General features: G+C 74.6%; 14 protein-coding genes and 1 pseudogene. 12 read left to right on the top strand and 3 right to left on the bottom strand.

The genetic code is table 11. The features are described from left to right. Positions 1-116: 116 nt before the first annotated feature. From rpsP to BJZ21_RS21005, 7 genes and pseudogenes are all read left to right on the top strand, one after another. Positions 117-659, top strand: a complete 543-nt coding sequence (rpsP, locus tag BJZ21_RS12565; RefSeq protein ID WP_179664065.1) for a 30S ribosomal protein S16 — start codon at positions 117-119, stop codon at positions 657-659. 5 nt (positions 660-664) lie between these two features. Next, positions 665-907 carry an RNA-binding protein gene (locus BJZ21_RS12560; RefSeq protein ID WP_179664064.1) on the top strand — a complete coding sequence of 81 codons (243 nt, stop codon included), beginning with the start codon at positions 665-667 and terminating at the stop codon, positions 905-907. Positions 908-1,024: 117 nt separating this feature from the next. Continuing rightward, positions 1,025-1,588 carry a ribosome maturation factor RimM gene (gene rimM / locus BJZ21_RS12555; RefSeq protein ID WP_343052122.1) on the top strand — a complete coding sequence of 188 codons (564 nt, stop codon included), beginning with the start codon at positions 1,025-1,027 and terminating at the stop codon, positions 1,586-1,588. A gap of 2 nt (positions 1,589-1,590) precedes the next feature. Next, entirely contained in the window at positions 1,591-2,736 is a 1,146-nt protein-coding gene (gene trmD, locus BJZ21_RS12550) for a tRNA (guanosine(37)-N1)-methyltransferase TrmD (RefSeq protein ID WP_179664063.1), read from the top strand. 273 nt (positions 2,737-3,009) lie between these two features. Next, positions 3,010-3,363, top strand: coding sequence for a 50S ribosomal protein L19 (gene rplS, locus BJZ21_RS12545; protein WP_179664062.1), 354 nt, complete (start codon positions 3,010-3,012; stop codon positions 3,361-3,363). A 35-nt stretch (positions 3,364-3,398) separates the two neighbouring features. After that, positions 3,399-4,202 carry a signal peptidase I gene (lepB, locus tag BJZ21_RS12540; RefSeq protein ID WP_179664061.1) on the top strand — a complete coding sequence of 268 codons (804 nt, stop codon included), beginning with the start codon at positions 3,399-3,401 and terminating at the stop codon, positions 4,200-4,202. A gap of 8 nt (positions 4,203-4,210) precedes the next feature. Further along, a pseudogene (locus tag BJZ21_RS21005) lies at positions 4,211-4,861 on the top strand (ribonuclease HII); the annotation flags it as partial. A gap of 9 nt (positions 4,862-4,870) precedes the next feature. Here the strand turns inward: BJZ21_RS21005 and BJZ21_RS12530 are convergent. Both BJZ21_RS12530 and BJZ21_RS12525 read right to left on the bottom strand, forming a co-directional pair. Continuing rightward, positions 4,871-5,695, bottom strand: a complete 825-nt coding sequence (locus BJZ21_RS12530; RefSeq protein WP_218851478.1) for a YqjF family protein — start codon at positions 5,693-5,695, stop codon at positions 4,871-4,873. Beyond that, a complete protein-coding gene (locus BJZ21_RS12525) occupies positions 5,692-6,933 on the bottom strand; it encodes an FAD-dependent oxidoreductase (protein WP_179664059.1) in 1,242 nt (413 codons plus the stop codon). Before BJZ21_RS12525 ends, BJZ21_RS12530 begins: the two co-directional genes overlap by 4 nt. 70 nt (positions 6,934-7,003) lie before the next feature. On the opposite strand from BJZ21_RS12525, the gene BJZ21_RS12520 reads away from it, so the two are divergent. The 5 genes from BJZ21_RS12520 to BJZ21_RS12500 all read left to right on the top strand — a co-directional run bounded on the left by BJZ21_RS12520 (position 7,004) and on the right by BJZ21_RS12500 (position 11,529). Continuing rightward, positions 7,004-7,312, top strand: a complete 309-nt coding sequence (locus BJZ21_RS12520) for a DUF2469 domain-containing protein (protein ID WP_179664058.1) — start codon at positions 7,004-7,006, stop codon at positions 7,310-7,312. A gap of 115 nt (positions 7,313-7,427) precedes the next feature. Beyond that, positions 7,428-7,802 carry a YraN family protein gene (locus tag BJZ21_RS12515; protein ID WP_179664057.1) on the top strand — a complete coding sequence of 125 codons (375 nt, stop codon included), beginning with the start codon at positions 7,428-7,430 and terminating at the stop codon, positions 7,800-7,802. Then, a complete protein-coding gene (locus BJZ21_RS12510) occupies positions 7,802-9,391 on the top strand; it encodes a YifB family Mg chelatase-like AAA ATPase (RefSeq protein ID WP_179664056.1) in 1,590 nt (529 codons plus the stop codon). The genes BJZ21_RS12515 and BJZ21_RS12510 overlap by 1 nt, the downstream gene beginning before the upstream one ends. Further along, complete coding sequence (dprA, locus tag BJZ21_RS12505) at positions 9,388-10,524, top strand: DNA-processing protein DprA (protein ID WP_179664055.1); 1,137 nt, start codon at positions 9,388-9,390, stop codon at positions 10,522-10,524. The genes BJZ21_RS12510 and dprA overlap by 4 nt, the downstream gene beginning before the upstream one ends. Positions 10,525-10,629: 105 nt before the next feature. Continuing rightward, positions 10,630-11,529: a tyrosine recombinase XerC gene (locus BJZ21_RS12500; RefSeq protein ID WP_179665677.1), complete on the top strand. Its 900-nt coding sequence runs from the start codon at positions 10,630-10,632 to the stop codon at positions 11,527-11,529. Positions 11,530-11,706: 177 nt separating this feature from the next. On the opposite strand, the gene BJZ21_RS12495 is transcribed toward BJZ21_RS12500, so the two are convergent. After that, positions 11,707-12,372 (bottom strand): M23 family metallopeptidase, encoded by a 666-nt coding sequence (locus BJZ21_RS12495; protein ID WP_179664054.1) that lies wholly within the window; start codon positions 12,370-12,372, stop codon positions 11,707-11,709. Positions 12,373-12,436: the final 64 nt, after the last annotated feature.

The following is a 12,436-nucleotide window of genomic DNA, read 5'->3' as shown; positions in this document are numbered from 1 at the left end:
GCGCGCCCGGCCCCTCTCATCCGGTCGCTGCAGTGCCCATCGAGGAGCCCGGCCCGGTCCCCACCTGGCGTGCGGGTTCCTCAACCACACACAACTTCCGAGGAGACACCACAAACGTGGCCGTCAAGATCCGTTTGAAGCGCCTGGGCAAGGTCCGGGTTCCGCAGTACCGCATCGTCATCGTCGACTCGCGCAAGAAGCGCGACGGTCGAGTGATCGAGGAGATCGGGAAGTACCACCCCAAGGAGGACCCGTCCTACATCGACGTCGTCTCCGACCGGGCGCAGTACTGGCTGGGTGTCGGCGCGCAGCCGACCGAGGCCGTCGAGGTGCTCCTCAAGGTCACCGGTGACTGGCAGAAGTTCAAGGGCCTGCCGGGCACCGAGGGCACGCTGAGGACCGCCGAGCCGAAGCGCGACAAGCTCGAGATCTTCAACGAGGCGCTCAAGGAGGTCGCCAGCGAGCCCAAGGGCGGCGCGGTGACCAAGAAGACCTCCGCCAAGAAGGCCGAGCCCAAGGCCGAGAAGGCCGAGGAGGCTGAGAAGGTCGAGGAGGCCCCGGCCGAGGTGCCGGCTTCCGAGACCCCCGAGGGTGCGGCGGACCAGGCCGAGGCGGCCGAGACCGTCACGCCTGAGGACGCCGGCAAGGGCGAGTCCTGAGCGCCATGCTCGCCGAGGCGCTCGAGCACCTCGTGCGCGGCGTCGTGGAGCACCCGGACGACGTGGTCGTCCGGGACAGGGAGCTGCGCCGCGGCTCGATCCTCGAGGTGCGGGTCAACCCCGAGGACCTCGGCAAGGTGATCGGCCGGGGCGGGCGCACCGCGACCGCCTTCCGCACGGTCATCTCGGCGCTGGCCGGCCGGGGTGGGGCGCGGATCGACTTCGTGGACGTCGACCGGAGCCGCTGAGGCGCACAGCCATGCAGTGCATGCAGTGAACGGGTGCCGCCCCCAGGGGTGGCACCCGTTCATCATTTCGGAGGCACCGGCCCGGCCCGGGCCCGACACCAGCGAGGAGACGCAGGCGTGGACACCATCGAGGTCGTCGTCGGCCGCATCGGCAAGCCGCACGGCGTGCGCGGCGAGGTCACGGTCGACGTGCGCTCCGACGAGCCCGAGCGCCGGTTCGCGCCGGGCTCGGTGCTCCTGGTCCAGCCGCCCCGCGGGTCGGCGTACCCGCACACCACGCTGACCGTCGAGCGGGCGCGCTGGCACCAGACCACGCTCCTGGTGACCTTCGAGGAGATGGACGACCGGTCGGCCGCCGAGGCGGCGCGCGGCGTGCTGCTGCGCGCCGAGATCGCGGCCGACGAGTCCCCCGAGGACCCCGACGAGTACTACGACCACCAGTTGGTCGGGCTCGCGGCGTACGACCTGGAGGGGACGCTGCTGGGCGAGGTCACCGCGCTGGTGCACGGGGGCGCCCAGGACCTGCTGACCATCCGCACGACGGACGGCCGCCAGGCGCTGGTGCCGTTCGTGAAGGCCCTGGTGCCCGAGGTCGACCTGGCCGGCCGTCGCCTCGTGGTCGCCGACCGTCCCGGCCTGGTCGCGCCCATGCCCGACGACACCGTCGCCGAGGACGGCTGAGGATGCGCATCGACGTCGTCTCGATCTTCCCCGACTACCTCGCGCCGCTGGGGCTCTCGCTGCCCGGCAAGGCGCAGGCGACCGGGCTGCTCGAGCTGCACGTCCACGACCTGCGCGGCTGGACCCGCGACCGGCACCGGACCGTCGACGACACGCCGTACGGCGGCGGCGCGGGCATGGTGATGAAGCCCGAGCCGTGGGGTGAGGCGCTCGACGAGCTGCTGGAGCCGGGCGTGACGCTGGTGGTGCCGACCCCGTCCGGGGAGCCCTTCACCCAGGCGCTCGCCCGCGAGCTGGCCACCCGGGACCGGCTGCTGTTCGCCTGCGGTCGCTACGAGGGGATCGACCAACGGGTCCTCGACGAGGCGCACGGCCGGGCCGAGGTGCGCGAGATCTCGATCGGCGACTACGTGCTCAACGGCGGCGAGGTCGCGGCCCTGGCGATCACCGAGGCGGTGGTCCGGCTGCTGCCGGGCTTCATGGGCAACCCCGAGTCGCTGGTCGAGGAGTCCCACGAGGACGGGCTGCTGGAGTACCCGGTCTACACCAAGCCCGCCTCCTGGCGCGGCCGGGAGGTGCCGCCGGTGCTGCTCTCCGGCGACCACGCGGCCATCGCCGCCTGGCGCCACGAGCAGGCGGTACGCCGCACCGCGGCGCGCCGGCCCGACCTGGTGCCGGCCTCGGTCGTGCTCGACGACGTCGAGGTGCGCCCGGCCCGGCCCGGCGACGCCGGCGAGCTGTGGACGTTGCAGCTGGCCTGCTGGGTCCAGGAGGCGCACGACAACCCCGGAGTGCGGATCCCGGCGCTGCACGAGTCGCTCGACGACGTGCGGGCCTGGCTGGCCGACCAGGTCGTGCTGGTGGCGCACTCGGCCGGCCGGCTGGTCGGCGCCGTGCGCGGGCGGCTCGCGGGGGAGCAGTGGGAGATCGGCCGGCTCATGGTCGCCCCCGACCTCGCCAGCCGCGGTCTGGGCCGCGCGCTGCTGGGTCGGATCGAGGGCCTCGCGCCGGCCGCGGCCACGTCGTACTCGCTGGTCACGGGGGCGGGCAGCCTCCGCAACCAGCGGATCTACAAGAAGGCCGGCTACCGGCTGCGTGGCGAGGTCGAGCCGGGCGTCGTGCGGCTGACCAAGCGGCGGACGGCGTAGTCCGTGACGTTCGGGCCCCTGGTGGGACCCAGGAGGGGCCCGAACGTCACGGACTAGCCGGGCCGGTCCGATTTCCGGGCGCCGCCCCGCTGTGGCAGACTTGCCGATCGGCCCGTCGGCCAAACAGGGGTCGCCCCGTGGACTCGTTCCGGGCGGGGGACCCGCGTCAGCACCTGCCACAGGGGGAGCATGGCGCCGCCGGCCACCACGACCGGCCACAACTGAACCGTTCCCCGTACCGCGGCTGGCCTGTGGCAGCTGTGAGGAGAGACCATGAGCAGCAACGTCATCGCCGAGCTCGGCAACGCGATCAAGCGCACCGACGTCCCGGACTTCCGCGCCGGCGACACCGTCAAGGTGCACGTGAAGGTCATCGAGGGCAACCGGTCCCGCGTCCAGGTCTTCCAGGGTGTCGTCATCCGCCTCCAGGGCGCCGGCGTGGGTCGCACCTTCACCGTCCGCAAGGTCTCCTTCGGCGTGGGCGTGGAGCGCACCTTCCCGCTGAACTCCCCGATCTTCGAGCAGATCGAGGTCGTGAGCCGCGGTGACGTCCGCCGGGCGAAGCTCTACTACCTGCGCAACCTGCGCGGCAAGGCCGCCAAGATCAAGGAGCGTCGGGAGGCCTGAGCGGCGACCAGCCACTCGCTTCATACACTCTGCGCGTGACTTCCGAAGACCGCGACACCGTGTCCGCCGCCGAACAAGACGGAACGGGGTCGCGGTCTTCGCACGTCCCGGGCAAGCCCCGCAAGAAGCACCTGCCGATCTGGCAGGAGACGATCCTGCTGCTCGGGATCGCCCTGGTTCTGGCGATCGTGATCAAGGCGCTGTTCATCCAGGCCTTCTACATCCCGTCGGAGTCGATGGAGCCCGGCCTGGTCAACAACGACCGGATCCTGGTGGAGAAGGTCTCCTACTGGTTCGGCGGTACGCCGGAGCGCGGCGATGTCGTGGTCTTCAAGGACCCGGGCGACTGGCTCAGCGCGGAGGAGAAGGCCGGACCCCAGAGCGGAATCGCCGAGCTGATGGCGCAGATCGGGCTCTACCCCACCGGCGGACACCTGGTGAAGCGGGTCATCGGCGTCGCCGGTGACGTCATCCACTGCTGTGACAAGAAGGGCCGGATCTCCGTCAACGGCCACCCGCTCGACGAGGCGTCCTACGTCAAGGAGAAGGGGATCGCCTGCAACGGCCCGATGGTCACCGACTGCAAGGCCGACTGGACCGCCGGTCCGGTGCCGCCCGGGCACATCTTCGTGATGGGGGACAACCGCGGCCACTCCGCGGACTCGAGCTACCACATGTGCAAGCCACACCTGGAGACCGACTGCGTGCCGGGGGACGAGTACGTCGCGACCGACCTGGTGGTGGGCAAGGTCTTCGTGCTGCTCTGGCCCAGTGACCACTTCCGCTGGTTCCACCGGCCCGCGACCTTCGCGGGCGTGCCCGACGACCCGTCCTCCTGAGCCTGGTCGTGAGCGAGCTGCCCCGGGGAGCGACGGTCCGGCGTGACGCCGGGCTCTACGGCTACGAGCGCGCCCTGCGCAGGCACGGCATCGAGCCGGTCGCCGGGGTGGACGAGGCCGGTCGCGGCGCCTGCGCCGGCCCGCTGGTGGCCGGCGCGGCCGTCCTGCCGCCGGGCCGGGCGGGGGTCGTCCCGGGCCTGGCCGACTCCAAGCTGCTCACCGAGCGGGCGCGGGAGCGCTGCTACCGGGAGGTGGTCAGGCGGGCCGTGGCCTGGTCGGTCGTGGTGGTCTCCCACGAGGAGTGCGACCGGCTCGGCATGCACGTGGCCAACATCGAGGCGCTGCGCCGGGCGGTGGCCCTGCTGGAGGTGCCGCCGGCCTACGTGCTCACCGACGGGTTCCCGGTCGACGGCCTCGGGGTGCCCGGGCTGGCGGTCTGGAAGGGCGACCGGGTCGCGGCCTGCATCGCGGCCGCCTCGGTGCTCGCGAAGGTCACCCGCGACCGGATGATGACCGAGCTCGATGCCGACTTCCCGGCGTACGACTTCAAGACCCACAAGGGCTACATCACCGAGAGCCACACCGCCGCGCTGCACGAGCACGGGCCCTCCCCGGTGCACCGGATGCGCTTCGTGAACGTACGCCGGGCCGCCGGGCTCGAGGTGACCTCAGCGGCGACGGACGCGGAGACGTTGACGGGGTCGTTGGGGGAGTCGCTGGGGGAGTCGCCGGTCGAGTCGTTGGGGGAGGCCGAAGGTGGTCCGGACGCCGGGGGAGAACAGCACCGACTCGGGGCGTGAGGCGGCCAGCCGGGCGGGCAGCCCGGCGGCGGCGAGGAGCGTGTCCTCGAGGTGGGTCGGCCGTGCCCGGTGCAGGGGCCAGGGTCCGTGGGTGTTCGGCACCCACAGCGTCCGCCCGAGCACGCTGGTGTGCAGGCCGAAGCGGGCGGTGAGGAAGTGCTCGAGCGGGGAGGGGGCGGCGACCAGCGCGCCGACCTCGACGTCGATCCGCCCGCCGGCGCCGGAGCCGCGGCGGCGGGTCCGGTAGGACAGGCGGGCCCCGGCCGGGTCGGGCCCGGCGGACCGCGGGGTCAGATCCATGGCCGCCCAGCGGTAGGGCACCCCGACGGCGAGGTTCGCGCCGACCACCACGGCCAGCCGCTCGGCGTCCAGGGAGCGGAACACGACCCCGTGGCGGCCCTGCTCGTCGATCGAGTAGAGCCTCACGTTGGTCTCCAGGAAGGTGCCCAACCACGGGACCGGCCGGCCGCGGCCGAGCCCGGCGTCGACCATGCGGAACGCGATGAGGCCCACCCAGGCGCTGCCGTCGTGGAGATCGGGACGGACTCCAGCGGGCAGCAGCGGCGCGACCACGGCCGCGGGCACCCGCCAGTGCAGGAAGGTGGCGTCGCGCCACCACTGGCTCATCACCTGCGGCGTGGGCAGTGGTGGCCCCTGCGGGTCGAGGACGTCCCCGGCTCCGGCCCCGGTCATGCGACGGCAAGGTGCTGGTGCACGGCCGTGGCCGTGCGCGCGCCGGAGACCAGCGCGCCCTGCAAGGAGGAGGTGTCGCGGTGGTCGCCGGTGACGAACAGCCCGTCGCCGAGGTCGACGGGACGGCGCGCCTGCAGGGGCGGGCGGACCTGCGGCAGCGCCTCCGGGAGGTCGTGCCGGGCCACGACCTGCCAGCGCTGCGTCGACACGGCCCACAGCTCGTCCAGGTGCCGGCGGACGTCCTGCTCGCCGGCGTCGGAGGGCAGCAGCGTGGTCGCCTCGACGAGGTGGCGGCCGGGTGGGGCGTACGACGGGGCCGCGTTGCTCATCACGACCGTGTTCACCACCGGCCCCGCGGCGGCACCCCGGCCGTCGACCCGCAGCAGCGCGGAGCAGGCCGGAGGCTGCTCGGCCGCGAACCACCAGGTGCGCAGGCCGCCGAGCAGCGGCGCCGCCACCCCCGTCAGCTGCGCCGCGGAGACCGGGTCCGTGGCCACGACCACGGCCCGGCCGCGCAGCCTGAGGTCGCCGTCCACCTCGACCCCGCCGGCCACCCGCGCGACGCGGGTGACCCGTGCGCCGGTCGTCACCGTGCCCGGCGGCAGCTGGGCGAGCTGGTCGGCCAGCGCCTGCATGCCGAGGGACGGCACCGCGGGGGTGGCGCGCAGGAAGCTGCGCAGCAGCAGACGCACGAAGGTCGCGGACGTGGCGCCGTCGGCCTCGGCCAGGACGCCGGCGAGGAACGGCTCGAGCACCTCGTGGCGCAGCCGTCCGTCGACGGCCGCCCGGTCCAGGGAGTCGGCCAGCCTGCGGTCGGGACCGGCGAGCAGCCGGTCGACCGGCCCCACAGCCGGCGCCAGCCAGCGGCCCAGCCGGGCGAGCTCGCCGGGACGCAGGTAGCCGCTGCGCAGCGTGGCGGCCAGCAGGGACGGGTGGCGCAGCGGATCGGCCAGGGTGGACCGGCCCCGCGCCGTCAGCACCTCCACCCCCCGCCCGAACGCGCGCAGGTCGAGCCCGGGGAGGTCGACGTACCGGCGCACCGCGGGGTAGGCGGGGTTCAGCAGCTGGAACCCCCGGTCGCACCGGAACCCGTCGACGAGGTCGGTCCGGACCCGGCCCCCGGGGGCGTCCCCGGCCTCCAGCACCCGGACGACGTGGCCGCGCTCGCCCAGCCGGCGCGCGCACAGCAGACCCGCCAGCCCTGCACCCACCACGATGACGTCGGCATCCGTGCTCACGCGTCTACGATGCCAGTGGAGTCCAGCGGAGGCGGGACTCGACCTGACGACTGGTGGCGAGGAGCGCGTGATGAGTGCCGAGGATCTCGAGAAGTACGAGACCGAGATGGAGCTCACCCTCTACCGCGAGTACCGCGACGTGGTCTCGATCTTCAAGTACGTCGTCGAGACCGACCGCCGCTTCTACCTGTGCAACCAGGTGGACGTGAAGGCCCGCACCGAGGCGGGCGAGGTGTTCTTCGAGGTGTCGATGAGCGACGCGTGGGTCTGGGACATGTACCGCCCGGCGCGGTTCGCCAAGAACGTCAAGGTGCTCACGTTCAAGGACGTCAACGTCGAGGAGCTCAGCCCCGCCGACATCGAGCCGCCCAAGGACTGAACCGGCCCCCCAGACCTCCACAGGGGAGACTCCCGCAGCGTTCTCCACCGGGCGACCGGCCACGCACCCCGCCGTCCACGATCCCGGCCACGCTGGTGGCCAGGAGGTGTGGAGGATGACGGGATCGGCGACGGCGGCCAGCAGGCAGGCCCTCGGACAGTACGGCGAACGGCTCGCCGCGCGGCACCTGTGCGCGCAGGGGATGGTGCTCCTCGACCGCAACTGGCGCTGCGACGAGGGCGAGATCGACCTGGTGCTGCGTGAGGGCGACGTGCTGGTCGTGTGCGAGGTCAAGACCCGCAGCAGCGTGGACCGCGGCACGCCCCACGAAGCGGTCGACGACGCCAAGCTCGAGCGCCTCCACCGGCTCGCGGGGCGCTGGGCGCTCGCCCACGACGTCACGCCACCCGACGTCCGGGTCGACCTGGTCGCGATCCTGCGGCCGGCCCGCGGCCCCTCGGTCCTCGAGCACGTGGCGGGAGTCGGGTGATGGCCTTCGCGACCGCACGCACGGTCTCCCTGCACGGCGCGATCGGCCACCTCGTGGACGTGCAGACCGACGTATCGCCCGGCCAGGTGGGCCTGACGCTGGTGGGGCGGCCCGACGTCACGCTGAACGAGGCGCGGGACCGCTGCCGGATGGCCATCGTCAACAGCCGGCTGGACTGGCCGGCGACCCGCCGGATCACGGTGCTGCTCTCGCCGGCCGACCTGATCAAGAGCGGCACCCACTTCGACCTCGCGATCGCGGTCTCGGTGCTGGCGGCGGCCGGCGGCCTGCCCGCCGCCGCGCTCTCGGGCACCGTGTTCATCGGCGAGCTCACCCTCGACGGTGGCCTGCGGTCGGTGCCGGGCGTGCTGCCGATGGTGCTCGCCGCCTCGGCGCGCGGCGTGGGCCGGGTCTTCGTCCCGGAGCCGCACGCGCAGGAGGCCGCGATGGTGCCGGGCATGGAGGTGATCGGGGTCCGGTCGCTGGCCCAGGTCGTCGCCGAGCTGCGGGGCGACGAGATCCCCGAGGCGCCGCCGGTGGCGCCGATGTCCGGCAGCCGGCTGCTGAGCTGGCGCGGCGCCGAGCGCCGCGAGGAGCTCGACATGGCCGACCTGTTCGGGCTCGAGGACACCCGGTACGCCGTCGAGGTGGCCGCGGCCGGCGGCCACCACCTGATGCTGTCCGGGCCGAAGGGGGCCGGCAAGACCAGCATCGCCGAGCGGATCCCGGGGATCCTCCCGGACCTCACGCCCGAGGAGTCGCTGGAGCTCACCGCGATCCACTCGCTGGCCGGCGCCCTGGAGCCGGGGGACGGGCTGGTGGTCCGGCCGCCGTACTCCGCGCCGCACCACGACGCGAGCAAGGCCAGCCTGCTGGGCGGCGGCCTGAACGCGGTCCGCCCCGGCGAGCTCAGCCGGGCCCACGCCGGCGTGCTGTTCCTCGACGAGTTCCCGCTGTTCCGCTCCGACGTGATCGAGGCGCTGCGCCAGCCCTTGGAGAGCGGTGAGGTCACGGTGGCCAGGCGGGACGAGTCGGTCACCCTGCCCGCCCGCGGCATGGTGGTCCTGGCCTGCAACCCCTGCCCCTGCGGGGAGTACGCCCCGCAGGTCGGGAAGAGCCAGTGCCAGTGCAAGGAGACCCAGCGACGTGACTACCGCGCCAGGATCACCGGCCCCGTGGCCGACCGCATCGACATCCTGCGGCACGTGGTGGGGTTCACGCCCGGAGACCAGAGGGACCGCTTCGAGCGTCGTGAGTCCAGTGCCGAGATCCGGGTGCGGGTCGAGGCCGCCCGCCGGCGCCAGGCGCGTCGGTACGCCGGCTGCAGCTGGCGGCTCAACGGCCAGGCCTCGGCCCCGGCCCTGCGGGACCGCTGGCCGGTGACGCCCGCGGCCCAGGCGCTGGTGGACGACGAGACCTGGGCGGGCCGGCTGACCCAGCGCGGCGCCGTCCGGGTGCTCCGGCTGGCCTGGTCGGTGGCCGACCTGGCGGGCCTGGACCAGCCCGACGTCGCCGAGGTCAACGCGGCGCTGGCCCTGCGGACCGGCGCCCCGCTGATGGTCGACGTGCTCTCCAGGAGGGTCGGATGAGCGCGCCGGAGGCGGAGCGGCTCGCGCGGGCCGCGCTCTCGCGGCTCATCGAGCCCGGCACGCTCAAGCACCTGTGCCTGGTCGACCAGCTCGGCGCCCAGGCCCTCTACGAGGGGCTGCTGGCCGAGTCCGAGATGGACGACCTGCGCAACGACGTGAGCGCCCGACTGGCGGGCATCGACCCCGCGCGGGAGCTGGAGCAGGCCGCGGCCAGGGGGGTGCGGTTCGTGGTCCCGGGCGACGACGAGTGGCCGGCGGTGCTGCAGGACCTGGCCGGGGCGGATCCCGTCCAGGAGCGCGGCGGGGTCCCGGTGGGGCTGTGGGTGCAGGGCCCGATGCGGCTCGACGAGCTCGCCGGCTCGGTGGCGGTGGTGGGCTCGCGCTCGGCGACGACGTACGGCACGGCGACCGCGCGGGACCTCGCCGGACGGGTCGGGCACGCGGGCCGGGTGGTGGTCTCCGGGGCCGCCTTCGGCATCGACCAGGCCGCCCACCGGGGCGCGATCGCGGCGGGCGGCCGCAGCCTGGCGGTCCTCGCCTGCGGCGCGGACCGGGTCTACCCCCAGGGACACCGGGACCTGGTCGAGCACCTGGCCCAGGAGCACGCGGTGGTCTCGGAGACCCCGCCCGGGGGTTCGCCGACCCGGCTGCGCTTCCTCTCCCGTAACCGCCTGATCGCGGCGCTCACCGCCGGCACCGTCGTGGTCGAGGCCGCGGCCCGCAGCGGCGCGCTGAACACCGCCAACTGGGCCACCCGGCTGAACCGGGTGCTCATGGGCGTGCCGGGGCCGGTGACCAGCGCCCCGTCCGAGGGCGTGCACGAGCTGATCCGGGTCGGCGCGGCCACCCTCGTCACCGGCGCCGCCGACGTGCTCGAGCTGCTGGGCGTCTCCGGCGAGCACCTCGTCGAGCCGCCGCGGGGCCGGGCCCGGCCGCGCGACCGGATCAGCGTGCGCCAGCAGCAGGTGCTCGACGCGGTGCCGGTGCGACAGGCGGCCGGCGTGGACTCCATCGCCCGGGCGGCGGGCGTGGGGATCGTGGAGGCGAGCACCGTGCTGCACGCACTGCTGCGCCAGGGCCTGGTCGAGCAGGCCGGCCCGGGCTGGCGGCTCGCCGCGCACGCGCTCACCTGAGCCGTGGCCCCGGCGGCCTAGACTCCCTTCGTGACGCAGGAGGCTGGAGGGGCCGACGTGACGGGGGAGGACCCCGTCGTGCAGCCCGACGCGCTGCCCGAGCCGATGGCCCGGGTGCTGGGAGCCTACGAGCGCCACCTGGCGGCCGAGCGCGACCTCAGCCCGCACAGCGTGCGGGCCTACGTCACCGACGTCGCCGGGCTGCTCGAGCACGCCGCCCGGCTCGGCTGCACCGACGCCGCCGAGCTGGACCTGCGCACCCTGCGCAGCTGGCTGGCCAAGCAGCAGACCCTCGGCCGGTCCCGGACCACCCTGGCCCGGCGGGCCACCGCGGCCCGGGTCTTCACCGCCTGGCTGGCCCGCACCGGCCGCGCGCCGGCGGACCCGGGGACCAGCCTCGGCTCTCCCAAGGCGCACCGCACCCTCCCCGCCGTGCTGCGCGTCGACGAGGCCGAGGAGCTGATCCGGACCGCGGCGGAGCGGGCCGACGACGGCAGCCCGGTCGGGCTGCGCGACGTGGCCATGCTGGAGCTGCTCTACGCCACCGGCATCCGGGTCGGCGAGCTGGTGGGGCTCGACGTCGACGACGTGGACCGCGACCGGTTCGTCGTCCGGGTGCTCGGCAAGGGGCGCAAGGAGCGCTCGGTGCCGTTCGGCCGGCCGGCCGCGCGCGCCCTGGACTTCTGGCTCCGGCACGGCCGGCCGCACCTCCTGGTCGACGGCTCGGGCCCGGCGCTGTTCCTGGGCGCGCGCGGACGACGGATCGACCCACGGGCCGTACGGACGCTGGTGCACCGCCGCATCGCCGACGTCCCCGGCGCCCCCGACATCGGCCCGCACGGGCTGCGGCACAGCGCCGCCACGCACCTGCTGGAGGGCGGTGCGGACCTGCGTTCGGTCCAGGAGCTGCTCGGCCACGCCTCCCTGGCCACCACCCAGCTCTACACCCACGTCACCACCGACCGGCTGCGCCGGGCCTACCAGCAGGCGCACCCCCGCGCCTAGCGGAGACGCGCCAGCGGATCCGCTGATGGTGGTCGAGCGAGCCGCGCGACCGAGGCACGAGGTCGCGACCGGCGTGTCGAGACCTGGAGACGCGCCAGCGGATCCGCTGATGGTGGTCGAGCGAGCCGCGCGACCGAGGCACGAGGTCGCGACCGGCGTGTCGAGACCTGGAGAGGCTCAGCGGAACAGCCGGCCCAGGGGAAGCCAGCCGGCGTACGGACTCGCCGGCGCCAGCGGCCCCGGAACCGCGACGAAGCCGGACGGCGCGGCCCGCCACAGCGGCAGCAGCCGCACCGGCCCGGCGCCCACCAGGCGCAGCGGATCGAGGTACGCCGGGCCGCGCAACCATCCCCAGTGCAGGCAGGTGCGGGGCAGGCAGTGGGAACCCGCCCCCTCCAGGATCCCCAGGCGGTCCCCGGCCGCCAGCGGCGTCCCCACCGTCACCGCCGCGCGCACCGGCTCGTAGGTGGTCCGGGTCTCGCCGTGGTCGACCACGACCACGCCGCGCCCGGCGATCACGCCGGCGAAGGTCACCACGCCCGCCAGCGCGCTGTGCACGGACTGCCCCGGCCGGCCGAGCAGGTCCACGCCCCGGTGACCGGCGCCCCAGGGTGAACCGGGTGGGTCGAACCCCGCGACCACCTGGGGGCGCGGACGAAGCGGCCACTGGCCGACCGGGTCTGCCGGGTCTGCCGGGTCTACCGGGGCGGCCAGGCCGGGGGTGGGCACCAGGACGAGCAGGGCCGGCACGAGGAGGACCAGCGCCAGCAGCGCCCGCGGGAGCGGGCCGACGGTGCGAGCGGGCCGGACCGGCGAGCGCCGGTCGGGGATGAGTGCGGGCATGCCGACAGGCTGCCGGGCCGGCCGGGTGGTCGCTCGGTCCGGCGGTCCGGCGGTGGACGTCCGG

It is taken from the genome of Nocardioides panaciterrulae (genome assembly GCF_013409645.1).
GTDB classification, from domain to species: domain Bacteria; phylum Actinomycetota; class Actinomycetes; order Propionibacteriales; family Nocardioidaceae; genus Nocardioides; species Nocardioides panaciterrulae.
Note: the sequence above shows the minus strand (reverse complement) of the source record. Positions and strands in the feature narration are given on the sequence as shown.